The organism is Microbacterium sp. BK668 (genome assembly GCF_004362195.1).
Taxonomy (GTDB): Bacteria; Actinomycetota; Actinomycetes; order Actinomycetales; family Microbacteriaceae; genus Microbacterium.
The window spans coordinates 1,029,861-1,055,325 of the sequence record NZ_SNWG01000001.1; the positions used below are offsets into that span (position 1 = coordinate 1,029,861).

Annotated in this window: 14 protein-coding genes; 9 read left to right on the forward strand and 5 right to left on the reverse strand. The window is 71.2% G+C overall.

The features are described from left to right. The first annotated feature begins 43 nt into the window (after positions 1 to 43). From EV279_RS04535 to EV279_RS04545, 3 genes are read left to right on the forward strand one after another with little or no spacing between them, the layout of a single operon-like run. On the forward strand, positions 44 to 1,888 hold the full coding sequence (locus EV279_RS04535; protein ID WP_243728438.1) for a circularly permuted type 2 ATP-grasp protein: 1,845 nt from the start codon (positions 44 to 46) through the stop codon (positions 1,886 to 1,888). Beyond that, a complete protein-coding gene (locus EV279_RS04540; protein WP_133541710.1) occupies positions 1,882 to 2,814 on the forward strand; it encodes an alpha-E domain-containing protein in 933 nt (310 codons plus the stop codon). The genes EV279_RS04535 and EV279_RS04540 overlap by 7 nt, the downstream gene beginning before the upstream one ends. Next, on the forward strand, positions 2,811 to 3,656 hold the full coding sequence (locus EV279_RS04545; protein ID WP_133541711.1) for a transglutaminase family protein: 846 nt from the start codon (positions 2,811 to 2,813) through the stop codon (positions 3,654 to 3,656). The genes EV279_RS04540 and EV279_RS04545 overlap by 4 nt, the downstream gene beginning before the upstream one ends. 46 nt (positions 3,657 to 3,702) lie before the next feature. On the opposite strand, the gene EV279_RS04550 is transcribed toward EV279_RS04545, so the two are convergent. From EV279_RS04550 to EV279_RS04565, 4 genes are all read right to left on the reverse strand, one after another. Then, entirely contained in the window at positions 3,703 to 5,364 is a 1,662-nt protein-coding gene (locus tag EV279_RS04550) for an MFS transporter (RefSeq protein WP_133541712.1), read from the reverse strand. Between the two features lie 102 nt (positions 5,365 to 5,466). Then, the gene (locus EV279_RS04555; RefSeq protein WP_133541713.1) at positions 5,467 to 5,679 is read right to left on the reverse strand and encodes a hypothetical protein; all 213 of its coding nucleotides are present in this window, start codon (positions 5,677 to 5,679) and stop codon (positions 5,467 to 5,469) included. Between the two features lie 233 nt (positions 5,680 to 5,912). Then, positions 5,913 to 7,274 carry an MFS transporter gene (locus EV279_RS04560; protein WP_133544604.1) on the reverse strand — a complete coding sequence of 454 codons (1,362 nt, stop codon included), beginning with the start codon at positions 7,272 to 7,274 and terminating at the stop codon, positions 5,913 to 5,915. 5 nt (positions 7,275 to 7,279) lie between these two features. Beyond that, positions 7,280 to 7,732, reverse strand: a complete 453-nt coding sequence (locus EV279_RS04565; RefSeq protein WP_243728439.1) for a MarR family transcriptional regulator — start codon at positions 7,730 to 7,732, stop codon at positions 7,280 to 7,282. Positions 7,733 to 7,907: 175 nt separating this feature from the next. Between EV279_RS04565 and EV279_RS04570 the strand changes: the two genes are divergently transcribed. Together EV279_RS04570 and EV279_RS04575 are read left to right on the forward strand one after the other, a co-directional pair. Next, a complete protein-coding gene (locus EV279_RS04570) occupies positions 7,908 to 8,756 on the forward strand; it encodes an alpha/beta fold hydrolase (RefSeq protein WP_133541715.1) in 849 nt (282 codons plus the stop codon). 156 nt (positions 8,757 to 8,912) lie between these two features. Beyond that, positions 8,913 to 10,466, forward strand: a complete 1,554-nt coding sequence (locus EV279_RS04575; RefSeq protein WP_133541716.1) for a glycoside hydrolase family 6 protein — start codon at positions 8,913 to 8,915, stop codon at positions 10,464 to 10,466. Between the two features lie 120 nt (positions 10,467 to 10,586). On the opposite strand, the gene EV279_RS04580 is transcribed toward EV279_RS04575, so the two are convergent. Further along, positions 10,587 to 12,170 carry a DEAD/DEAH box helicase gene (locus EV279_RS04580; protein WP_133541717.1) on the reverse strand — a complete coding sequence of 528 codons (1,584 nt, stop codon included), beginning with the start codon at positions 12,168 to 12,170 and terminating at the stop codon, positions 10,587 to 10,589. A gap of 381 nt (positions 12,171 to 12,551) precedes the next feature. Between EV279_RS04580 and EV279_RS04585 the strand changes: the two genes are divergently transcribed. The 4 genes from EV279_RS04585 (at position 12,552) to EV279_RS16805 (ending at position 25,425) form a co-directional block, all read left to right on the forward strand. Then, positions 12,552 to 13,601 carry a biotin/lipoate A/B protein ligase family protein gene (locus EV279_RS04585; RefSeq protein ID WP_133541718.1) on the forward strand — a complete coding sequence of 350 codons (1,050 nt, stop codon included), beginning with the start codon at positions 12,552 to 12,554 and terminating at the stop codon, positions 13,599 to 13,601. After that, the gene (locus EV279_RS04590; protein ID WP_208109466.1) at positions 13,580 to 14,518 is read left to right on the forward strand and encodes a site-specific DNA-methyltransferase; all 939 of its coding nucleotides are present in this window, start codon (positions 13,580 to 13,582) and stop codon (positions 14,516 to 14,518) included. The genes EV279_RS04585 and EV279_RS04590 overlap by 22 nt, the downstream gene beginning before the upstream one ends. A 163-nt stretch (positions 14,519 to 14,681) precedes the next feature. After that, positions 14,682 to 18,269 carry a S8 family serine peptidase gene (locus EV279_RS04595; RefSeq protein ID WP_133541719.1) on the forward strand — a complete coding sequence of 1,196 codons (3,588 nt, stop codon included), beginning with the start codon at positions 14,682 to 14,684 and terminating at the stop codon, positions 18,267 to 18,269. Positions 18,270 to 18,633: 364 nt separating this feature from the next. Then, the gene (locus tag EV279_RS16805) at positions 18,634 to 25,425 is read left to right on the forward strand and encodes a carboxypeptidase regulatory-like domain-containing protein (protein WP_166644440.1); all 6,792 of its coding nucleotides are present in this window, start codon (positions 18,634 to 18,636) and stop codon (positions 25,423 to 25,425) included. The last annotated feature ends 40 nt before the right edge of the window (positions 25,426 to 25,465 follow it).

The window sequence follows — 25,465 nt, forward strand, 5'->3', positions numbered from 1 at the left end:
CACGGAAACACAGCGGCAACACGCCCCGGACTAGGCTCGTGCCATGGGCGATCTGTTCGACGGCTACGGCTCCACTCTGGCGCCGCGCAAGACCGCATCAGGCACGCCTGCGTTCGACGAGATGTTCGGCTCTCCCGCCCATCCGGGCGCCCCTGCCGAGTCGCGCGACGCCTACCGCGAGCTCTACCAGGCGCTCGCGCAGATGACGCAGGATGAGCTGCGCGGACGCACCGATTCGCTCGCCAGCTCCTACCTCGCCCAGGGCGTCACGTTCGACTTCGCCGGAGAGGAGCGCCCGTTCCCGCTCGACGCCGTGCCGCGCATCATCGAGTACGACGAGTGGTCGCGCATCGAGGCGGGGGTGAAGCAGCGCGTCCACGCGCTCGAGGCCTTCCTCGACGACGCCTATGGGCACCAGCACTGCGTGCGCGACGGCGTGCTGCCGGCCGCGCTCATCGCCTCGTCCCAGTACTTCTACCGCCAGGCTGCCGGCATCCACTCGGCCAACGGCGTGCGCATCCAGGTATCGGGGATCGACCTCATCCGCGACGAGCACGGCGAGATGCGCGTGCTCGAGGACAACGTGCGCGTTCCCTCGGGCGTCAGCTACGTCATCTCGAACCGCCGCGTCATGGCCCAGACCCTTCCCGAGCTCTTCGTCTCGATGCGCGTCCGGCCGGTGGGCGACTATCCGAACAAGCTCCTCGCTGCCCTGCGCGCGTCGGCCCCCGCGGGCATCGACGATCCGAACGTCGTCGTGCTGACGCCGGGGGTCTACAACTCGGCCTACTTCGAGCACACGCTGCTTGCGCGGCTGATGGGCGTCGAGCTCGTCGAGGGGCGCGATCTGCTGTGCGTCGGCGGCAAGGTGTTCATGCGCACGACGCGGGGACCCAAGCGCGTCGACGTCATCTACCGCCGGGTCGACGACGACTTCCTCGACCCGCTGCAGTTCCGCGCCGACTCCATGCTCGGGGCGCCGGGGCTCATGCTCGCCGCGCGCCTCGGCAACGTCACGATCGCCAACGCCGTGGGCAACGGCGTCGCCGACGACAAGCTGCTCTACACGTACGTCCCCGACCTCATCCGCTACTACCTGGCGGAGGAGCCGATCCTCAAGAACGTCGACACCTGGCGCCTCGAGGATCCGAACGCCCTCGAAGAGGTGCTCGACCGGCTGGACGAGCTCGTCGTGAAGCCGGTGGACGGATCGGGCGGCAAGGGTCTGGTCGTGGGCCCGGATGCCTCACCCGCGGAGCTGGCGAAGCTGCGCAAGCGGCTGCTCGCCGACCCGCGCGGGTGGATCGCGCAGCCCGTCGTCATGCTCTCGACCATCCCGACGCTCGTGGAGGACGGGATGCGGCCGCGCCACGCCGATCTCCGGCCCTTCGCCGTCAACGACGGCGATGACGTCTGGGTGCTCCCCGGCGGTCTCACGCGCGTCGCCCTTCCCGAGGGCCAGCTCGTCGTGAACTCCTCCCAGGGCGGTGGGTCGAAGGACACGTGGATCGTGGGCGGCTCCGCCCCCGGACACGTCGAATACGGACAGGGTCAGGGCCTGCCGGGGCTCGTGGCCGACCAGGCGGCGACCATCACGGCGGCGATCCCGATCATCTACGACGGGCAGCCGGCCGTGACCCATTCGCCGCAGGACCGACCCCGGTCGCGCGTCGAGCAGCAGGCGCAGCAGCAGCAACAGCAGCAGGGCCTGGGCGTCCAGTCCCAGACCGTGGGCACGATGTCCCAGTCCCACATCATCGGAGCCTCCCTGTTCGACCCTGCGCCACGCCCACGGGCCGGTGGGGGCTCGGGGACCGGTCAGTCCCCGGTCGTCGAGCGAGCGAAGCGAGACCAAACGCGCCGGCCCTCCGAGGAGACGCCGTGCTGAGCCGGATCGCCGAGAGCCTCTTCTGGATCGGCCGGTACATCGAGCGCAGCGACGGCACCGCGCGCATCCTCGACGTGCACCTGCAGCTGCTCCTCGAGGACCCGTGGATCGACGAGGACACGGCGTGCCGGTCGCTCCTGGCCGTCATGGGCTCCTTCCCGGCCGCCGACATCGACAGGGTGACCCGCGAGGACGTGCTCGCGCGGCTCGCCGTCGACCGGATGAACCCGTCGAGCATCGCGTACTCCCTCACCGCGGCCCGCGAGAACGCCCGTCGGGCCCGCGAGATCGTCAGCACCGAGCTCTGGGAATGCCTCAACACCACGAACTCGAGGATGCCTCGGCGCCTCCAGACGGAGAAGGTGCACGAGTTCTTCCAATGGGTCCGCGAGCGGGCCGCGCTCGCGGTCGGCATCGTCGACTCCTCCACGAGCCGCGACGAGGCGTGGCAGTTCTTCACCCTCGGCCGGAGCATCGAGCGGGCCGACATGACGGCGCGCCTGCTCGCGACGCGGTCGCTGACCGAGGCATCCGGTCCCTCCTGGACGACGATCCTGCGGTCGTGCGGCGCCTACGAGGCGTACCTGCGCACCTATCGCGGCATGCCGAGCGCGAAGAACGCCGCGGAGTTCCTGCTGCTGGACCGCCTGTTCCCGCGGTCGATCATCTACTCGATCTCACGTGCCGAGGACTGCATGAGCGCCATCGACCCGCGGGCCGACCGTGTGGGGCACTCCAACACGGTGCTGCGGGCGCTCGGCCGCATCCGCAACGACCTGGAGTATCGACCCATCAGCGAGATCCTCGGCGAGCTGCCGCGCCACATGGACCGCGTGCAGAAGGTCACGCGCGAGGCATCCGAGGCCATCCGCTCGAGGTTCTTCCCGACGCAGGCGGAGCCCAGCTGGATCGGAGAGCTGTCGTGAGGCGCCTGCGCATCGAGCACGCGACGGGCTTCTCGTACCAGGGCGACGTCTCGGCCTCGTACAACGAGGCGCGGATGCTGCCGAGCTCCACCGACAGTCAGTTCGTGCTGAGTTCCGCCCTCGAGATCGATCCGTCGACGTCGGTCAACCAGTACCTCGACTACTTCGGCACCAGGGTCGCGGCCTTCGATGTGCTCTCGCCGCACTCCGAGCTCAAGATCACGGCGCGCTCGCTCGTCGAGGTGCGCCCGCGCCCCATCGAGCACGTGGACGTCACATGGGACCGGCTCGCCCGGGAGGTCGGGCGTGCGATCGAGACCGTCGAGCAGCTTGGCCAGAGCATCCGGACGAAGCCGCATCCCGAGGTGGCAGACATCGCCCGGTCGATCGCGAGCCGGCACGACCACCCCGGCCGCGCCGCGCACGCGATCGCGGAGGCGATCGGCGACGCCGTGGAGTACATGCACGGCATCACGGGCGTCCACTCGACGGCCGCAGAGGCCTGGGACGCCCGCAAGGGCGTCTGCCAGGACATGGCGCACATCACGCTCGGCGCCCTGCGCGAGGTCGGCATCCCCGCCCGCTACGTGTCGGGCTACCTCCACCCGAAGCCCAACGCGGAGGTCGGCCAGGCCGTCACCGGCGAGTCGCACGCCTGGGTCGAGTGGTTCGCGGGGGACTGGCAGGGCTTCGACCCGACGAACAACATCGAGATCGGCGACCGTCATGTCCTCGTCGGCCGTGGCCGGGACTACAACGACGTGCCGCCGCTGCGCGGTGTGTACGCGGGACCCTTCAAGAGCCACCTGCACGTCAAGGTGAGCATCACTCGCGAGTCCTGAGGCCTCCGCACCCGGCGGTTCGCTCGCGGACGTCGGAGGATCGCGCTCACGTCGGAGGATCTGCGACGGATGCTCCGACATCCGCGCGATTCTCCGACCCTCGTTCGCGGCGACCGGCCGGCTCGTCGTCGCCGGCCTCCGGCCGGCGCCCCCGGCCGAGCGACAGGGTCGCGGCGAGGCCGACGACGAGGAAGCCCGCCGCCGCGAAGGCGGCGTAGCGCGTCCCCTCGGAGAGCGCGGCCTTCGCGTCGTCGGCGAGCTGCGCGGTCTGCGGGGACTGCTCGAGACCCGCGATCGCGCCGCCCGCGCTGTCGACGACGGCGGAGACGACCTGGTCCCGCTGCTCTCCGGGGATGCCTCGGTCGTCGAGCTTCGCCGTGAGGACGCCGGACGTCGTCGAGAACAGGATCGTGCCGAGGATTGCGATGCCGAGCGCGGCGCCCAGCTGGCGGGCGGTCGACTGGGTCCCCGAAGCCTGGCCGCTCTCGGCGACCGGCACGTCGACGAGCACCACGCCGGTGAGCTGGGCCGTCGCAAGTCCCACGCCGAACCCGTAGACGAAGAGCGCGGGCACGAGCGGCACCCACGAGGCATCCGGGGCGATGACGAAGCCGATCGCCGCCACGCCGACGATCTCGGCCAGGATGCCGACCCGGACGATCCAGACCGCCGAGACGCGACCGCTGAACGCGCCCGCGAAGCCGCTCGCGACGAACGAGCCGATCGCGAGGGAGAGCAGGATGAAGCCGGTCTGGAGCGCATCGAACCCGAGCACGAACTGCAGCCACAGGGGCAGGGCGAGGATGATGCCGAACTCGCCCAGCGAGACGATCATCGCGGTGATGTTGCCGTTGCGGAACGACGGGATGCGGAAGAGCCTGAATGCCACGAGCGCAGGTCTGCCGAGCCGGCGCCGGCGCAGCCCCCACCAGATGAACACCACGGTCCCGACGGCGGCGACGGCGAACGCGATGGGAACGGGTGACAGTGTGAAGGGCCACTCCCAGTCGCCGATCGTGAGCTTCTTGTCGGTGAGCCACCAGCCGTACGTGCGGCCCTCGATGAGGGCGAAGACGAGCGCGGCGATCGTGATGATCGAGAGCACGCCGCCGACGACGTCGATCCCCTCGACGTCGCCGCGGGATTCGTCGACCGTCAAGAGGAGGCCGACGACGATCAGGATGCCGAGCGGCACGTTGATGAGGAACGCCCAGTTCCACGAGAACGCTGTGGTGAGCCAGCCGCCGAGAAGCGGTCCGACGGCCACCATCCCTCCGATGGTGGATCCCCAGACCGCGAAGGCGATGCCGCGCTCCCGGCCGCGGAACGTGGCGTTCAGGAGCGACAGCGAGGTCGGGAGGATCATGGCGCCGCCGATGCCCTGGACGAAGCGCGCGAGGATCAGCGCCTCACCCGTGGGCGCCGCGGCGGCTCCGATCGACGCGAGCGTGAAGACGACGACGCCGATCAGCATCATCCGTCGTCGTCCGACCCTGTCGGCGATGCTCCCGAAGACGAGCAGCAGCGAGGCGAACACGAACGTGTACGCCTCCTGGACCCACAGAACCTCGGTGGAGGTGAGCCCCAGGTCGTCGACGATCGAGGGGATCGCGACGTTGACGATCGTCGAGTCGACGATGATCAGCGCGACGGCGACGCTGATGAAGACGAGGCCCGCCCAGCGGCGACGACTCGATGCATCCGACATGTCGCTAGCTTATCTAGCGATTTACGGGTTCGGCTACCAGTCAGTCGAGAATTCTTTCCGACCCGACGGATTCGACTGCCGTTCGAGCGTCTCGTCTTGCGGTCACGCCGAGGGGGCCTCGGGGTCGAGCGCCTTGAGCATCTCCTCCTCGGCGGGGTTGTCGGCGTCGAGCTGATCCTCGGTGGTCTCGTCGCCGCCCGTGGGAGCGTCGGTGTCATCCGTCAGCTGCTCGCCGCCCGGCAGGTCCGCCGACAGCTGGTCGGTGCCGGAGGGCTCGTCTTCGATGGGGTCGTTGTTCGCACGGTCGTCGGTCATGGCTCGACCGTAGGCCGCGCGAGCGCCGGCGGACAGGGATTGACAAGGGTGGCGCGCGTCGCGGCGCTCGCGCCGGGCGCCGGGGAACGTCCGTGCGAGAGCCACACTTCGCTGCGAGGGCCACACCGCTCGGCGTAGCGCTCGCAGGAAACTGTGGCGCTCGTTGCGCCGGCGGTCGGGCCGGAGGTGCGGCGGCGGTCAGGCCGGGCGGGTGGCGGGTCGCCGGGCGGCGGTCAGGCCCGGCGCGGCTTCGCGGGAGCGACCGGGTCGCCGCCTCGCTCGCGCGGGAGGCGGATGGGGGTCGTGCCGGCGACCTCGTCGCTGAACTCCGCCCGGGCGGGACCGACGACGCGCAGCGGCATGGTCTCGTCGATCGTGAGCCGGAATCGATGGGACGCCTGCCGGTGCACACGGCCGGAGACCAGCATCCACACCGCTCCGATCGAGAACGCCGCGACGGCGGCCAGGGCACCGAGGAGGATCGCCATCCGGGGTCCGTACTCTGCGGCGACCCAGCCGACGATCGGCGCACCGATGGGGGTGCCCCCCATCAGGATCGCCATGTAGAGCGCGAGCACGCGCCCGCGCAGCGCCGGGTCGGTGGTCGTCTGCACGTAGCCGTTCGCCGTCGTGAGCATCGTGACGACCGCGAATCCCGTCACCATGAGCGTCAAGGCGTACAGCCAGTACGTCGGCATGAAGGCCGAGACGGCGGCGGCGACGGCGAAAAGGGCGGTCCCGCCGATCACGACGCGGATGCGCGCGCGGTCGCGCCGGGCGGCGAGGAGGGCGCCCGTGAGCGACCCGATGGCGAGGATCGAACTCAGGAGACCGTAGCCGTCGGCTTCCTGGCCGAACTCGATGGCCATCGTCGACGCGAAGATCGGGAAGTTCATGCCGAACGCGCCCAGGAGGAAGACCATCGCGAAGGCGACCATGAGATCCGGGCGCTTGCCGACGTAGCGGAAGCCGTCCGCCAGGCGTCCGGCGCCCCCCGTCTTGGCGCGCGGCACGAGCTCGCCGGGGCGGATGAGCGCGAGCGCGACGAGCATCGCGAGGAATGTGGCGCCGTTGACGAGGAACACCCACCCCGTCCCGACGGCGACGATGACCACGCCCGCGACGGCGGGCCCGATCATCCGTGCTCCGTTGAAGGATGCCGCGTTCAGCGCCACGGCGTTCGAGGCGTTGTCGCGCGACACGACGTCGGAGACGAACGCCTGGCGGGCCGGGTTGTCGAAGGCCGCGACCATGCCGAGCGCGAAGGCGAAGGCGTACATGAGGAGGAGGGTCATCGCGCCCGCGAGGATCAGCACACCGATCGCGACGCCGAGGACGAGGAGGAGGGTCTGCGTGACCGCGAGCAGCTTGCGCCTCTCGAAGCGGTCGGCGACCCAGCCGGTGACGCCGACGAGGAGGAGCGGTGGAGCGAACTGCAGCGCCATCGTGATGCCCATCGCGCCCGCGTCGTTGTCGGTGAGCTCGGTCAGCACGACCCAGCTGAGGGCCGTGGCCTGCATCCATTGGCCGACGTTCGAGATGAGAGCTCCGACGAACCACACGCGGTAGTTGAAGATCGAGAAGGAGCGGAACATGGCGCTCACAGCGCTGCCACCTCCCGCATGATCTCCGCGGCCTGTCGCAGGGTCTCGCGCTTGTCGTCGGAGAGGGCGGACAGTGCCCCCTCGAGCCACGCATCGCGGCGTCGCACGGTCTCATCCACGACGTCCAGGCCCTCGTCCGTGAGGGCGATGTTGACCTTGCGCCGGTCGGTCTCGTCGGGCGTGCGCGTGAGGTACCCCGACTCTTCGAGGCAGTTGACCGTGCGGTTCATCGAGGGCGCGGAGACGCGCTCGCGTTCCGCGAGCTCGCCCAGCGTGTGGGGCCCGTACATCTTGAGCGTCGCGAGCACCGCGAACTGTCCGTCGCTCATCGAGTCGATCGCGCGCTGTGCGCGCAGACGCCGGGCGAGGCGGAAGGTGGCGATGCGGAGTTCGGATGCTTCGGTCGCGAGGTCTGGGGAATGGTGTCCAGCAGTCGCAGTCGTCTTCATCCTGATCGTTAGCATAGCTCATTAGCCTTGCTAAGTAAAGCGGCGCTCGTGGGCGAGCGCGGACATGTCGCGGCAGATCTCGGGCAGGCGCGGACGCGACGCGGCCGGCGGGACGCGGCCGGCGGGTCGCGGCCGGCGGGACGCGGCATCCTGTCCGCTCTCTAGACTCGTGCGCATGCCCGAGTTCACCGATGCACACGGCATCGCGATCGTCTACGACGTCCATCCCGCCGCGGCCCGGCCGCGCGCCGTCATCCAGCTGCTGCACGGTGTCGGCGAGCACGTCGGTCGGTACCGGGCGCTGATCGATTCGCTCGTCGCGGCCGACTACACCGTGTACGCCGCCGACTTCCGCGGGCACGGGCGCACCGGCATGAAGCAGCACGGCACCGCCGACAAGCTCGGCCACCTGGGCCCGGGCGGCCTCGGCGCGACGCTGGCCGGGATCTGGCAGCTGACCGGGATCATCCGCCAGGAGCACCCCGACCTCCCGATCGTGGTCCTCGGCCACTCCGGCGGATCCTTCCTCGCGCAGAAGCTCATCAACCAGCATCCCGAGGGTTACGCCGGTCTCATCCTGTCAGGCTCGGCGCTGCGGATGCCGGGGTACCTCCGCACCGGCGGCCACAACAAGCCGTGGGCCGGCGAGAGCGCGACGGGCACCGAGTGGCTCGCGGCCGATCCCGAGGTGGGGGTGGCCTTCGCCGCCGACCCGCTCACCACGGGCGAGGCGCCGCTGAAGCTCTTCGGCCCCATCGAGGTCGCGAAGATCTACGGCCTGCCGCGCCGCAACCTCGGCCACGACATCCCGCTGCTCCTTCTCGTAGGGAGGGATGACCGGGTGGGAGGACCGCGCAGCGTGCACAAGCTCGCGGAGGCGTATCGCACGCGCTCGGGACTGACCGACATCACGACGCTCGTGTACCCCGACGCGCGGCACGAGATCTTCAACGAGCTGAACCAGGCGGACGTCCGCGCCGACGTCATCGCGTGGCTGGGAGTGCGATTCCCGGCGCGGGACTGAGCCGGAAAGCGAACTCGTCACGGCGGATGGTTGACCTTCCCCCGCTGTTCGGGACATTCTGGCTCATAGCGGTGATGTGGGAGCGCTCCCACGATGTCGCACACCAACGCCGACGCGGACGTCGGCATGTCGATGACGACGCAATGGAGGACACGCATGACCTCGACATCCCCCCGGAAGAGACGGCTCGCGCTCGGTGCGGCGGCGGTGTTCGCCTGCTCGCTCGCACTCCCGCTCAGCGCGACCGGTGCGGCCGCCGCAGAGCCGGGGCTCGCCGGCTCCGACCTCTTCGTCAACCCCTTCAGCACGACGCTCGAGGCGGCGCAGTCGCTGTCCGGCCAGGCGCGGGACGACGCTCAGCTGCTGGGCAGCATTCCCTCGGCGGAGTGGTTCACGAAGGGCACCCCGGCCGAGGTCGAGGCCGCCGCACGCGCGTACGTCGACGCGGCCGCGGCGGCCGGTCAGATGCCCGTGCTCGTCGCCTACAACCTGCCGTTCCGCGACTGCGCGCAGTACTCCGCGGGCGGCGCCCTCGACACGGCGGCCTACACGGCGTGGATCGACGGGCTCGCCGCCGGCATCGGCGACCGGCCGGCTACGGTCATCCTCGAGCCCGACGGGCTCGGCATCATCCCGTGGTACACCACCATCAACGGCGACGAGGAGTGGTGCAAGCCCGCCGAGGCGGACCCCGCGACCGCGGCCGCAGCGCGCTTCGAGCAGCTCAACCACGCGGTCGACGCCCTCGGCGCGCTCGCGGCGACGTCGGTGTATCTCGACGGCACGCACAGCGGGTGGCTCGGTGTCGGCGACATCAGCGATCGGCTCATCAAGGCGGGCGTGGAGCGCGCGACCGGCTTCTTCCTCAACGCCTCGAACTACGTCGAGACGGAGCGGCTGATCAAGTACGGAACGTGGATCTCGGACTGCATCAATCTGTCGGTGAACTCCTGGTGGGAGCCGCAGTGGTGCGCCAGCCAGTACTACCCGGCGAACCCCGGCGACTTCTCGACGTGGGCGCTGACCGATGCCGCCTTCGCGCAGGCATACGCGGACACGGGGGTGACGAGGGACCCCGCCGCGCAGGCGCACTTCGTCCTCGACACCAGCCGCAACGGCCAGGGACCCTGGGCCGGGCCCGTCGCACCCTACCCGGGCGCGCCCGCGGGCGCTGACCCCGAGGTGTGGTGCAACCCGCCGGACCGCGGCCTCGGGGCACTTCCCACCACCGAGACGGGGAACCCGCTCATCGACGCCTATCTCTGGATCAAGGTGCCGGGCGAGTCGGATGGCAAGTGCTTCCGCGGCACCGCGGGCCCGCTCGATCCTGAGCGCGGCATGGAGGATCCGGCCGCCGGGCAGTGGTTCGTCGAGCAGGCGCGCGAGCTCATCCAGTTCGCCCAGCCCCCGCTCGCCCCGCTGGACTGCAACGTCTCGTGGAACGCCGCGAACGCGGGCAAGGGGTCGCTGGTCAAGCTGCACATCGACGGCGCCGCCACCGGCCCGTGGACGCTGTCGTTCGTGCTGCCGACCGACGCGACGGTCACGAAGGCGACGCACGCGACGGTGGTGCAGGACGGGCGCAAGGTCTCGGTCACCTCGTCCGGATCCAAGCGCGGAAACGCCCCCGACGTCGTGCTCACCACGAAGGGCGCGGCCGATCAGCCGTGGATCTTCTGGCTCGACGGGCGGGCCTGCACCTCGGCCTGACCCATAGCCAGCACAGCGGCGGAGACCCCGCCCGATGCGCCGCGACGAACCCGGCGCGTCGGTGGGATCTCCGCCGCCGTGCTTCGCGGCCGGGCACGGATGCCCGCGCCGCGACGTCGGTCAGCCGCGCGCGCGGCGGCCGGGCGTGCGCGAACCGCGGCGGATGTCGGCGACAGTGCTGCCGGTCGTGAACCGCTGGGCGGACGAGGCGGGCCGGCCGGTCGCGGGCTGACCCGAGCGCGCGCCGCCGGAGGCCTGCGTGCCGGAGTGCTTCGGCGCCTGCTGCTTCGAGACGGCGTCGGCCGAGCGGCCGGCGCCGCCCTGGCGGCCGCCCTGACGCGCCGGCTGATCGGCCGCCTGGCCGGCGCCCCCGCGCCCGCCGCGGCGGCGCGATCCGCCGTTGCCGGACCCCTGGGAACCGGCGGTGGACGTGCCGGACCGAGCCCCGCCCGACCGCTGTCCGCCGGAGCGCTTGCCGCCGCCGGAACCGGAGGTCCGCTGCGCGGGTTCCGCCGACGGGGCGACGCGCGGGGCGGGCTCGCCGACGAGCTCGGCGACGGCGGAGTGCTCGGCCGTGACGGGCTCGAGGGGGGCCGCAACCTGCGCCTTCCGGAGGAGATCCTTGACCTCGCCGCGCTGCGCGTCGATCGCCACGGTGACGACGACGCCCTCGGCGCCGGCGCGGGCCGTGCGGCCCGAGCGGTGCAGGTACGCCTTGTGCTCGACCGGCGGGTCGACGTGGACGACCAGCTCGACCTCGTCGACGTGGACGCCGCGGGCCGCGACGTCGGTCGCGACGAGCACGCGCACGCCGCCCTTGTCGGCGGGGGCGCCGAACGCGGCGAGGTTGCGCTCGCGGGCGCCCTGCCCGAGGTTGCCGTGCAGATCGACGGCGGGGATGCCGGAGGCCGTGAGCTGCTTGGCGAGCTTCTTCGCCTGGTGCTTCGTGCGGGTGAAGAGGATGCGGCGGCCGCGGCCCGAGGCGAGGTGCCGGACGAGCTCGGTCTTGCCCTCGGCGGGCACGACGAAGACGCGGTGGGTCATGACGCCCTGCGGCACCGACTCCTCGTCCACCTCGTGGAGGACCTGGTCGCGCAGGAAGCGCGTGACGAGCGTGTCGACGCCGCGGTCGAGCGTCGCGCTGAACAGCATCCGCTGCCCGCCCCGAGGGGTCGCGGTCAGGATGCGGGTGACACCGGGCAGGAAGCCGAGATCGGCCATGTGGTCGGCCTCGTCGAGCACGGTGATCTCGACGGCCGAGAGGTCGACGAGCTTCTGCTTCATGAGGTCTTCGAGGCGGCCGGGGCAGGCCACGACGATGTCGACGCCCGCGCGGAGCGCCTGCTCCTGAGGCTTCTGGCTGACGCCGCCGAAGATCGTGGTGACGGTCAGCCCCGAGACGTCCGCGAGCGGCTTGATCGTCGCGGCGATCTGCGTCGCGAGCTCGCGCGTGGGAGCCAGGACGAGACCGCGCGGGCGGCCGGGAGTTCGGCGGGCGGCGGATGCTCCGGACAGGCGCGCGACGAGGGGCAGCGAGAACGCGATCGTCTTGCCGGAGCCCGTGCGGCCCCGGCCGAGCACGTCGCGGCCCGCGAGCGAGTCGGGAAGCGTGTCGCGCTGGATCGCGAAGGGCTCGGTCTTGCCGGTCGCGGCGAGGACGGAGGAGAGGGCCTCGGGAACGCCGAGGTCGAGGAAGGAGGGCATGGGTGTGCTTTCAGGATGGCGCGCAGGCGGAAGCCTGAGCGAGAGGGGGGCGACAGCGCGGCCGCGATCGATGGGGCAGCGCTCTGGATCGCCGATCGAAAGGACGTCGGGCCAGAAGGGCCGGAATCAAGACGTCGACGCAGCGGCGAGAAGCCGCACCCCCAAGGCTAGCAGGCGCCGACCGGAGGGAGCTGTGCGCCCGCCGGGCCCGGCATCCGACCGCGGCAGTGGCGAACCCACGCGTCCGCGCGCCGACCCTCCCATGCGCACAGCGCGGATCGGTGGTCTCGGCCGGCGATGTGTGGGCTCGGGCGGTCAGCGTCGCGCAAGCCGGCGCGGGAGCCCGGACGCCGCCCGAGCGGGCGGCTCTAGGCTGATGCCATGCACGGCGAATACAAGGTGCCCGGCGGGAAGCTCGTCGTCGTCGACCTCGAGGCGCGCGACGGGAGGATCGCCGACTTCCATCTCGCCGGCGACTTCTTCCTCGAGCCCGACGACGCGCTGCAGCGCATCGACGCAGCCGTGAACGGACTTCCCGTCGAGGCGGATGTCGCCACCATCGCCGCCGCGGTGCGCTCGGCGCTGCCCGAGGGAGCCCAGCTCCTCGGCTTCACACCCGAGTCGGTGGGCACGGCGGTGCGACGGGCACTCGTCACGGCGCCGGGATGGCGGGACTTCGAATGGGAGGTCGTGCACGACCGGCCCGTCTCGCCGCGCATGAATCTCGCCCTCGACGAGGTGCTCACGGGGCGTGTCGGCGACGGGCGTCGCAGGCCGACCCTCCGCATGTGGGAGTGGGACGAGTCCGCCGTGGTCATCGGATCGTTCCAGTCGTTGCGCAACGAGGTCGACCCCGACGGCGCCGAGCGGCACGGCTTCGACGTCGTCCGGCGGATCTCCGGCGGCGGCGCGATGCTCATGGGGGCGAACTCGATCGTCACGTACTCCCTCTACGTCCCGGCATCCCTCGTCGCCGGTATGACCTTCGCCGACTCGTACGCGTTCCTCGACGACTGGGTGCTGCAGGCGCTGCGCTCGCTCGGCATCGAGGCGACCTACCAGCCCCTCAACGACATCGCGGGCCCGCAGGGCAAGATCGGCGGCGCAGCGCAGAAGCGGCTCGCCAATGGCGGCGTCCTGCACCACGCGACTCTGAGCTATGACATGGACGGCCAGGTGATGACCGAGGTGCTGCGCATCGGTCGCGAGAAGCTCAGCGACAAGGGCACCGCCTCGGCCGCGAAGCGGGTCGACCCGCTTCGCCGCCAGACGGGACTGTCGCGTCAGGCCGTGATCGAGCGCTTCATCGACACCTTCACGAACCTCTACGGCGCGGTGCCCGGACATATCACGGAAGAGGAATACGCCGAGGCCGAAGCCCTCGTCGAATCGAAGTTCTCGACCGACGCGTGGCTGCACCGGGTACCGTGATCGATCCTCCGTCGCCCGGCCGCGTGTGGATCCACGAGGGCGACAACCTCGAGATCGTCCGCCGATTCGGCGACGGCTCGTTCACCATGGTCTACCTCGATCCGCCTTTCAACACGGGCCGCGTGCAGCAGCGCTCGGTCGAGACGGCCCACACCCGCAAGGCGCTCGGTCCGACGGATCAGGGGGCGACGGATGCCGCGGCCGTCGTCCGCCGCGGGTTCCACGGTCGCGAGTACGAGCGGCTGCGGGGAGACCTGCGCGCCTACGACGACCGCTTCGACGACTACTGGGGCTTCCTCGAACCGCGGCTCGCCGAAGCCTGGCGCGTGCTCGCCTCCGACGGAACGCTGTATCTGCACCTCGACTACCGCGAGGCCCACTACGCCAAGGTGCTGCTGGACGCCCTCTTCGGGCGGGATCGGTTCCTCAACGAGATCATCTGGGCGTACGACTACGGGGCGAAGACACGGCGGCGCTGGCCCACCAAGCACGACACGATCCTCGTCTACGTCAAGGACCCCGAGCGGTACTGGTTCGACTCGGGAGCAGTCGACCGCGAGCCGTACATGGCTCCCGGCCTCGTGACGCCGGAGAAGGCCGCGCGGGGGAAGCTTCCCACCGACGTGTGGTGGCACACGATCGTCCCGACGACCGGCCGCGAGAAGACCGGCTACCCCACGCAGAAGCCCGAGGGCATCCTCCGCCGAATCATCCAGGCGTCGACGCGCCCCGGCGACCGCGTCCTGGACTTCTTCGCCGGAAGCGGGACGACCGGAGCCGTCGCGTCGGCGCTGGGCCGGGATGCGGTGCTCGTGGACGACAATCCGGACGCCGTCGCCATCATGCGGGCGCGGATCCCCCATGGAATCCAGGCTCACGTCGCGCCGGACCGAGTCCCACCGAGGTCGATCACGTAACAGGCATGTGTCGGACCCGACGAATTCCTGGTCAAACTCCCAGCTTGCGGTTAGCCTTCCCAGAGTCCCACCGAGTTCCACCGTGGGACCTCGTTCATTTCTCGCCGGCCCCAAGCAGGGCGAAAGTGCGCTCGTTCCGCATGCCCATCCCACAAGGAGTGTCATGAGCCATACCCCCACCCGTCTGTCTCGATTCGTGGTCGTGGGGGTGACGCTGACAGGCCTGCTCGCAGCCGGCGGCGCCGCGCCCGCCTTCGCGCAGCCGGATGCCGCCCCACCGCTGACCGCCACCCCCCTCAGCCCCGACGGCGCGGGCGAGGTCGGCGCGAAGTCGGCCACCGGCCGCCTCGCGCAGAGCGATGCGGAGTTGCTGGAGCGATCGGATGCCGCGATCACGCCCGTCATGGTCAAGGTCGACGTCGACCCGGTCTCGTCCTACACCGGCGGGATCGAAGGCTATGCCGCGACGAGCCCGGAGGTCACGAAGGTCGCGATCGCCGATGGCAGTGCCGCCATCGATGCATACACCGCGTTCGTGAACGAGAAGATCGCCGCCGCGCAGGCCGAGGCATCCGCTCTCATCCCGGGCGCACGCATGCTCGGCACGCACACGACCGTCTATGGCGGATTCGGTATGATGGTCCCCGCCAATCGCGCGAAGGACCTGCTGCAGCTCTCGAGCGTCGCGGCCGTCCAGAGCAACGAGCTGCGCCAGACGGCGGAGGAGACCACCGGCCCGGAGGCCGCGCCGGAGGCGGCGCCCACCCCGGTGCCGAGCGCCCCGGCAGAGCAGGGCGCACCGGAGCAGACCTCGCCCGAGCCGACCGCACCGGAGCGGACCGCAGAGCCGACGGCGCCGGAAACCGCGCCGAGCGCCCCCGCGGAGACCGCGACGCCCGAGCAGCCGGCCGATGCGCGGGCGCAGGCGCTCGCCGACGTCGACCTGCCGCCGACCACACCCGCGACGGACGCGGACGCGACGACGTTCATCGGCGCCGACGCCGTGTGGCCGAGGCTCGGCGGACGCGATCTCGCCGGTGAGGGCATCATCGTCGGCGTCATCGACACGGGCATCTGGCCCGAGCACCCCATGCTCGCCGACAACGGCATCGACCGGCCGGCGGGCGGACCCTGGGCGTGCGAGTTCGGCGACGGCTCCGTCGGCGCGGCATTCGGCTGCAACGACAAGCTCATCGGCGCGTATGCATTCCTCGACACGTACCAGGCCGTCGTCGCCGAGCCCGCGGGTGCCGACGCCTACTGCAGCCCCGCCCTGTGCTCGGCGCGTGATGCCGAGGGGCACGGCACGCACACCGCGACGACGGCAGCGGGCAGCTTCGTCGAATCGGCCGAGATCTTCGGCGTCGACCGTGGCGCGATCAGCGGCGTCGCCCCCGGCGCGTCGGTGATCGCCTACCGCGCACTCGGTCCCGCCGGCGGCTACACCGAGGACCTCGTCGCGGCGGTCGACCAGGCGGTGCTCGACGGCGTCGACGTGCTCAACTACTCGATCAGCGGCAGCGCCGACCCGTACGACGCGCAGGAGCTCGCCTTCCTCGACGCCTACGCGGCTGGCATCTCGGTGAACGCGTCGGCGGGCAACGACGGACCCGGCGCCTCGACCGCCAACCACGGCAGCCCGTGGACGACGACGGTCGCGGCATCCACCTCGGATCGCTCCTTCACCTCCGCGCTCGTCCTCGCCTCGAGCGACGGGCAGACGCTCGTCGAGCCCGGCGTCACCATCACCGACGGCGTGTCGGACCTGCCGGTCGTGCTGGCATCCGACGTCCCCGGATACACCGGCGGCGCCCTGTGCCAGGCCCCGTTTGCGGCGGGCTCGCTGACGGGACAGGTCGTGCTCTGCATCCGCGGGACGAACGGCCGGGTCGAGAAGGGCTACAACGCGGCCCAGGGCGGCGCGGCGGGGATGATTCTCGTCAACCCCGACCCCGCCGACGTCGAGACCGACAACCACTTCCTCCCGACCATCCACCTCGCGGGGCCGGATGACGCGGTCGTGGCGTTCATCCAGTCGCACCCGGATGTGACCGCGACGTGGGCCGAGGGGCAGGCGACGAAGGACACGGGCGACGTGATGGCCGAGTTCAGCTCGCGCGGTCCGATCGGCGACTTCCTCAAGCCCGACGTCACGGCGCCCGGCGTGCAGGTCATCGCGGGCAACACCCCCACCCCGATCGACCTCGCCAGCGGACCGGCGGGCGAGCTGTACCAGGCGATCGCCGGCACGTCGATGTCGTCGCCGCACGCCGCGGGCGTGTCGGCCCTGCTGATGGCAGCGCACCCCGGCTGGACCCCGGGTCAGGTGAAGTCGGCGCTCATGACGTCGTCCGTCCAGGACGTCGTCACCGTCAACGGCAGCGCCGCGGGCGTCTTCGACCGCGGCGCGGGCTCGATCCGCGCCGACCGGGCGATCGCGCCGGTGCTGACGATCAGCGACAGCGCGGCGGACTTCGCCGCGAGCGCCTCCGATCCGCTGCACCGCATCGACCTCAACATCCCGAGCATCTACCTCGACCCGCTCCCCGGTGCGGTGTCGACCAAGCGCACCCTCACCAACGTCAGCGGCTCGTCGCAGACGTTCTCGGTGAAGGCCACGGGAGCGGGCGGCCTGCGGATCACCGTGTCGCCCTCGACCTTCACGGTGCCGGCCGGGAAGTCGAAGGATCTCACCGTGATCCTCGATGGGCTGAACGCGGAGGACGGCTGGCACGAGGGGCAGATCACGATCACCCCCTCCAAGGGCAACAAGGTCGTCCTGCCGGTGGCGGCCAACGTGGGAGAGGCCGAGGTCTCGCTGTCGCAGACCTGCGACCCGACCACCATCCAGCGCGGGAAGACCACGACCTGCACGGTCACGGCCGCGAACTACATGCCCGTCCCGGTCACGGCGACCATCGACGCCGTGCCCAACCCGCTCCTGCACCTGCAGTCGGTGACGGCTCCCGCGAAGAAGAAGGCGCTCTCGGCGTCGTGGACGGGCACCCTCGACCCCGCGCTGCCGCCGACGGTGGAGGCGATCGAGTCGGTCGACCCCGACACGACGGCGTCGGGCGGCTACCTCGGGCTCGCCCAGTTCGGCATCGCGCCGACGGCGGTCGGCGATGAGGGGATCGTCAACTTCAACGTCCCGTCGTTCAGCTACGGCGCCGAGACCTACAACCGCATCGGCGTCGTTGGCAACGGCTACGTCGTCGTGGGCGGGGGCACCTCGGCCGACGTCTGGTACGAGCCGAACGGGTTCCCCAACCCGGCCGCGCCGAACAACGTCCTCGCACCGATCTGGACCGACCTCAATCCCGAGGCGGGCGGAGCCATCCGCGTCGGCATCCTCGGCGACGGCGTGAACCGGTGGCTGGTCGTCGACTGGAACGAGGTGCCGACGTTCAGCAGCGGAGCCGTTCGCAACACCGCGCAGGTCTGGATCCAGCTCGACGGTCCGGAGGACATCTGGTACACCTACGGCGCCGACGCGCAGGGCGACCCCGCCGTGGAGGCGGCGACGGGCGCCGAGAACCGCGACGGCACGAGCGGCGTCCAGCTGGCCGAGCTGCCGTCGGCGGGTGAGACCTATGTCGTCACGACCTCGCCGCCGCAGGCCGGTGGCACGGTGAGCTTCGACTACACCCTGAAGGGTCTGCTGAAGGGCACCTGGTCGACGTGGGTCTCCCTGCGCTCGGACGCGCTCCGCGCGATCCCGATGGAGCAGACGAGGATCACCGTCAAGTAGGCACGATCAGGAAGGGGAGTGGATGTCGCGGCCGCGGCACCCACTCCCCTTCGTCGTGAGTGGGACACCGCGGGATCGGCGCTGACGACGCCGATCCGACCGTGATCCGGTCGAAAGTCTTGCGCGGACCGCGCGCCATGGTGTAAGCCGTTTCCCATTGGGGAGTGCTCCATCGCGGAGCGTCACACGGGGAAGTGCGGCGACACGGCGATGGGCAGTCCGGTGCTGCGCGAGGGGGCTCGCAAGGCGCTGGGAGAGGTTCACGCCTGCCTTCTCGGGATCACCACCGCCTCGCCCGGGGCGGTGGATGCGGTACCCGGCGGACGCCGCTCGCGATGCCCGCCGCAGCCCACGGAGGTCGAGCATGTCGTCGTCACGTCCCCTCGGATCGTCGGAACCGGCCTCTCGCCCCAGGGCGCGAGCGGCCGCAGCCGTGCTCGCGATCGCCGCCCTGATCGTCGCCGGCATCACGTGGCCGTCGGCGGCATGGGCTGCCGGCGACAGCAGCATCAGCGGCGCGGTCCGCTACGCGGACGACGCGGCCGGGATCGCCGGCGCCACCGTCGAGCTCTACGATGCGGCCGGTCCTGGAGAGGTGCCGGTGGCGACGGTGACGACGGATGCCGAGGGGCAGTACAGCCTCACGGACCTCGAGCCCGGCGATTACCGGATCTTCGCGGAGGGCGACGCGGCGCTGTACGTGCCGCAGTGGTATTCGGGGAAGACGACGTTCGCGTCGGCCGATCTGGTGACGGTGGCGGCGGGCACGCATCTCGTCGGGTTCGACGTGTACCTCGCGGATGCGCAGAACTCGATCGCCGGTTCGATCCGTTACGCGAACGACGCGGTGGGGATCGCGGGCGCGACGGTGGAGTTCTACGACGCGGCCGGTCCCGGTGACGTGCCGGCGGCGACGGTGACGACGGATGCCGAGGGGAAGTACGTCGTGCAGAACCTGCCGTACGGCGACTACCGGATCTTCGCGGAGGGCGACGCGGCGCTGTACGTGCCGCAGTGGTACTCGGGGAAGACGACGTTCGCGACGGCCGATCTGGTGACGGTGGCGGCGGGAACGCACCTCGTCGGGTTCGACGTGTACCTCGCGGATGCGCAGAACTCGATCGCGGGCTCGATCCGTTACGCGAACGACGCGGTGGGGATCGCGGGCGCGACGGTGGAGTTCTACGACGCGGCCGGTGCCGGTGACGTGCCGGCGGCGACGGTGACGACGGATGCCGAGGGGAAGTACGTCGTGCAGAACCTGCCGTACGGCGACTACCGGATCTTCGCGGAGGGCGACCCGGCGCTGTACGTGCCGCAGTGGTACTCGGGGAAGACGACGTTCGCGACGGCCGATCTGGTGACGGTGGCGGCGGGAACGCACCTCGTCGGGTTCGACGTGTACCTCGCGGATGCGCAGAACTCGATCGCCGGTTCGATCCGTTACGCGAACGACGCGGTGGGGATCGCGGGCGCGACGGTGGAGTTCTACGACGCGGCCGGTGCCGGTGACGTGCCGGCGGCGACGGTCACGACGGATGCCGAGGGGAAGTACGTCGTGCAGAACCTGCCGTACGGCGACTACCGGATCTTCGCGGAGGGCGACCCGGCGCTGTACGTGCCGCAGTGGTACTCGGGGAAGACGACGTTCGCGACGGCCGACCTGGTGACGGTGGCGGCGGGGACGCACCTCGTCGGGTTCGACGTGTACCTCGATCGCGCTCCCGACATCCCGACCGGATACGTCTCGGGGCGCGTCGTCGACGGACAGACCGGAGGGCCGCTCGCCGGCGCCTCGGTGGCTCTCTTCGGGGCCGACGGGGACGGCGTGACTCCCGTGGCGACGGCGACGGCCGACGCGGACGGCGTCTACGTCTTCGCGACCGTGCTGCCCGGTGAGTACGCGGTGCGGGCCGAGGCCGCCGGCAGGATCACGAGCTGGTTCGGAGGCGCCGACTTCGCCGGCGCGACCGTGCTGAACGTCCAGCCCGGCGGCGAGTACACGGGCCTGCAGATCACGCTGTGGGCCACCTCGAACAGCGTGTCGGGATACGTGTACGACGGCGCGACGGGTGCGCCGCTGGCGGGAGCCGGCGTGGGCCTGTACGCCGAGGGCGACGGCATCACGCCCATCGCGACGGTGCTCACGGATGCCGAAGGGTTCTTCTCGGCGGCAGGACTGCCTGCCGGCGACTACAAGGTCCGCGCATCCGCGGCGGGTCTCCGGCCGTACTGGTACTCGGCGGCCGAGTTCGCCGACGCGACCGTGTTCGCCGTGGCCGCCGGCACGCACCTGTCCCACCTCACCTTCCATCTCTGGCCGGGACTGCGCACGCTCAGCGGCACCGTGTATCAGTGGGAATCCTCCGAACCGGTCGCGGGCGTCGAGGTGCGCCTCCACCCGACCGAACCGGCGGATGCCCCACCCGTCGCGACGGCCACGACCGGCGCTGACGGAACGTACACGTTCGTGGACTTCGCCCCCGACGGCGAGTTCGTCGTCCAGTTCGCGCCCGAGGCCGCGGCATCCACGTGGTATTACCAGAAGAGCTCCCGCGACGCCGCGGATGCGCTCACCTCCGCCCCCGAGCTCCACATCGGCAACGTCAACGGATTCGTCGGTCAGCCCCTCTTCTTCGAGGTGGAGGGCAGCGTCACGATCACCGGCTCGCCGGCACCCGGGCAGGTGCTCACCGCGGCGACCGACGGTGTCTTCACACCCCAGCCGGCGACGTTCACCTACCAGTGGTACCTCGACGGTGTGCAGATCGAGGACGCCACGGGGCCCACCTATACGGTGAGGCCGCAGGACCGGAGCGGGGACCTCACGGTCACCGTCGTCGCGTCGAGCCCCGGGTACCAGGACGCCCAGTCGACGAGTCCGGCGGTCTTCGTCGCCCCGTTCTCGCTCGCCGACATCGCCGCGGCGCTCGACATCGACGAAGGGATGGCGATCTCGCTCTTCGGCGGGAGCAGAGGGGTCTTCGTCTCCGACACGTCCTTCACCGGGTACCCCCGCGCGGGAGGCGACTACGTCGTGCTGTCGACGGGCCGTGCATCGGACGTCATGCTCCCCGCGGAGCCCGACACGTTCCTGAGCTCCGCGCTCGACGGCGCCCGCGGAGTCGACGGTAACGACATGACGGGCATCACCATCAGCGCCACCGCGCCCGAGGCCAGCCGGTGTCTCGCGTTCGATCTGAAGTTCGGCTCGGAGGAGTTCCCGGAGTTCGTCGGTACCTCCTTCAACGACGTCTTCACCGCCGAGACGCCGACGTCGGACATCTCCATCCAGGGCACGGAGATCGTCGCGCCGCACAACTACGCCTACGACATCGCGGGGAACATCCTCAGCATCAATGCGATCGTGGGATTCGCGCCCGTCGCCGGCAACGCGATGGACGGATGGACGCCGTCGCTCACGGCACGGGTTCCGCTCGGAGCGGGCGAGGCCGCGATCATCCTGACGCTGCAGGACATCGGCGACAGCGGCTACGACTCCGCCGTCCTCCTCGACAACGTCCGGCTGCTGCCGACGGCCGAGTGCGACGACGGCGGCACGACGCCCACCGACCCCATCACCGGTCCGACCCCCGTCGTGGTGGTTCAACCCACCACGCCGGGCGGCGAGCCCTCGCCGGCGCAGGACGGCGTGACGGCGTGCAGCGTGCTGTCGGTCGTCGCGGGCGACTGGGCCCCGGCCCCCGTCGAGCTGTCGTACCAGTGGAAGGTCGGCGGCGTCGCCGTCGAGGGCGCGACCGGCGCCACCTTCGCCGTGCCGCCCGACGCCGCCGGGAGGGCCGTCACGGTCGTGGTGACCGGATCCAAGCCGGGTTACCCGCCGGTGTCGATCGAGAGCGCCCCGACGCCCGTCGTGACACTGTGCGAGCTGGTCGGGAGCACGCCGATCATCCAAGGGGTGCCCGAGACGGGCGAGACGCTCACGGCGGTCCTCGACCCGGAGTGGGGACCCGCGCCCGTCGAGCTCGGGTATCAGTGGCTGCGCGACGGGCTCCCGATCCCGGCAGCGAACGGCTCGACCTACCTCGTCGCCGCGTCCGACGTCGGCCGGAGCATCCGGGTCGTCGTCACGGGCACGAAGCCCGGCTATGCGCCGCTGTCCTTGTGGAGCGCCCCCGTGACGATCGCCGGCGGACTCCTCCAATTCGATCCCGCTCCCGTGCCGACGATCATCGGTGCGCCCGTCGTGGCCGGATCTCTCGAGGTCTCGACCGGGGAGTGGGGACCCGCGCCGGTGAACCTCGCCATCCAGTGGATGCGCAACGGTGCGCCCATCGCCGGTGCCGACGGCACGACCTACACGCCGACGGCTCTCGACGCGGGAACACTGCTCACCGCCGTCGTCACGGGCTCGAAGGACGGCTACGAGACGACATCGCGCACGAGCGCCCCGTCCGGCCCGGTGCAGCTCGCAACGCTGACGACCGCCGTTCCCCTCGTCACGGGTGCCCCGGTGGTCGACGGCGAGCTCACGGTCGATCCGGGAGCCTGGGGGCCCGCTCCCGTCCAGCTCGGTGTGCAGTGGACGCGCAACGGGGCGCCGATCCTCGGCGCGGACGGGCTCTCGTACCGTCCGACCGCGGACGATCTCGGCGCGACGCTGCGGGCGGCCGTGACCGGCTCCAAGCCCGGCTACTCGACCGCCACCGTCACGAGCGCCGGAGCGACGGTCGTGGCCGCGACGCTGACGCCGACCCCGACACCGGCGATCATCGGCGATGCCGTCGTCGCATCGACACTCCAGTCCGATCCGGGTCTGTGGGGCCCGCAGCCGGTCTCGCTGGCTCTCGAGTGGCTGCGCAACGGCGTCGTGGTCTCCACCGCGCCCGCGCTCACGCTCGTTCCGGGCGACGTCGGCGCCACGATCGCCCTCCGCGTCACCGCATCCAAGCCCGGCTACACCACCGAGGTGCGGACCTCCCCGGGCGTCGCCGTCGCTCCGGGGACGCTCGATCCCGCGCCGACCCCGGTCATCGTGGGCGAGCCGCTGGTCGGTCAGACGCTGACCGCCGTTCCCGGCACCTGGGGTCCGGAACCGGTGTCTCTCGCCTTCCAGTGGCGCGCCGACGGTGCGGTCATCGCGGATGCCACGGGCGCAACGCTCGCGCTCTCGCCGTCACTGCTCGGCGCGGCCATCACCGTCACCGTGACCGGATCGAAGGCCGGCTACACGTCGGTGGGTCGCACCAGCGCACCCACGGCGCCGGTGCAGGAGGCGGTGCTCTCGCCGGCGCCGACGCCGACGATCAGCGGATCCCCCGTCTTCGGCCAGACGCTGACGGTCGTGACGGGGACCTGGGGACCGGCTCCGGTGGTGCTGGCGATCGAATGGTTGAGGAACGGCGTCCCCATTCCGGCGGCGACGGGGTCGACGTACACCCCGGTACCGGCAGACGTGGGGACGGAGATCTCCGTCCGGGTGACAGGATCCAAGGCCGGGTTCCCGACCGTCGTGCGGACGAGCGCCGCCGTGACGATCCAGCCCGCCACCCTCTCGCCCGCTCCGACCCCGACGATCGTGGGCGCCGCTGTCGTCGATGGGACGCTGACCGCCTCCGTCGGCACGTGGGGGCCGGCGCCGGTCGACCTGACGATCCAATGGCTGCGGAACGGATCGGTCATCTCCACCGGCCCGCAGCTGGCGCTCACCGCGGCCGACCTCGGGTCGACGATCGCCGTCCGCGTGACCGGCACGAAGGCCGGGTACACGACCGAGGTGCGCACGAGCCTCGGCGTCGTGGTCGCACCCGGAACGCTGTCGCCCACCCCGACGCCCGGCATCACCGGCACTGCCGTCGTCGGTCAGACGCTCACGGCGGTGCCGGGAGCATGGGGACCTGCGCCTGTCACCCTCGCCTACCAGTGGAACGCCGGCGGCGTGCCCATCCCCGGAGCCGACGGCGCGACCTTCGTCGTGACATCGGCGTACCTCGGTCAGGTCATCACGGTCACCGTCACGGGCAGCAAGCCGGGCTACACCTCGGTGAGCCGGACCAGCGCGCCGACACCGACCGTGGCGAACCCCGTCCTGTCGCCGACGCCCATCCCGACGATCACGGGCAGCCCGATCGTCGGTCAGGTCCTCACGGCGGTGCCGGGGGTGTGGGGGCCGGCTCCCGTGACCCTGACGTACCAGTGGAACGCCAACGGCGCACCGATCCCGGGCGCGACGGCGTCGACGTGGACGGTGACCGCGGTCTACCTCGGACAGACCATCACGGTCACCGTCACGGGATCCAAGCCCGGCTACACGTCGGTCAGCCGCACGAGCGCTCCGACCGGGCCCGTGACGAACCCGGTGCTGTCGCCGACACCGATCCCGACCATCTCCGGGATCGCCGAGGTGGGCCGGGTGCTCACCGCCGTGCCGGGGACCTGGGGTCCTGCTCCGGTCACGTTGGCCTACCAGTGGCTGCGCAACGGCGCACCGATCTCGGGGGCGAACAAGCAGACCTATGAGCTGCGTCTGGCGGATCTCGGCGCGCGCATCTCCGTGCGGGTGACCGGATCGAAGCCGGGCTATGTCTCGGTGACCCGCACGAGCGCCGAGACGGCTCCGGTCGCGCTCCAGTCGTGGGCGACGGCCCCGACGCCCACGATCTCGGGGACGCTGAAGGTCGGATTCACGCTCACGGCCAACCCCGGCACGTGGAGCCCGGCTCCCGGTGCCCTGGCCTACCAGTGGTACGCGGACGGCGTCGCGATCCCGGGGGCGACGGGCTCGACCCTGGCGCTGAACGGCGCTCGCGAGGGCGACCGCATCACGGTCAGCGTGACGGCCACCGGCACGGGCATGCAGCCGACGACGCGCACCAGCGCGCCGACCGGCCCCGTTGCTCCCGGGTCGCTGACGATCGGCGACAACCCCTGGATCTCCGGCGTGACGAAGGTCGGCCAGACCCTGCGGGTGCATGTCGGCGACGGCTGGGGGCCGAAGCCCGTGCAGGCGACCTTCACCTGGAAGCGGGACGGTGTCGCGATCCCCGGCGCGACGGGCGGGTCCGACTTCTGGACCTACCGTCTGACGGCGGCGGACGTCGGTCGCCGCATCACCGTCACGGTCGTCTTCGCGAAGACCGGCTACACGTCGGTGACCCGGACGACCGCGCCGACGGGCGTCGTCACGGCGAAGTGACGAGGGAGGGGTGGATGCTGCGGTCGCAGCATCCACCCCT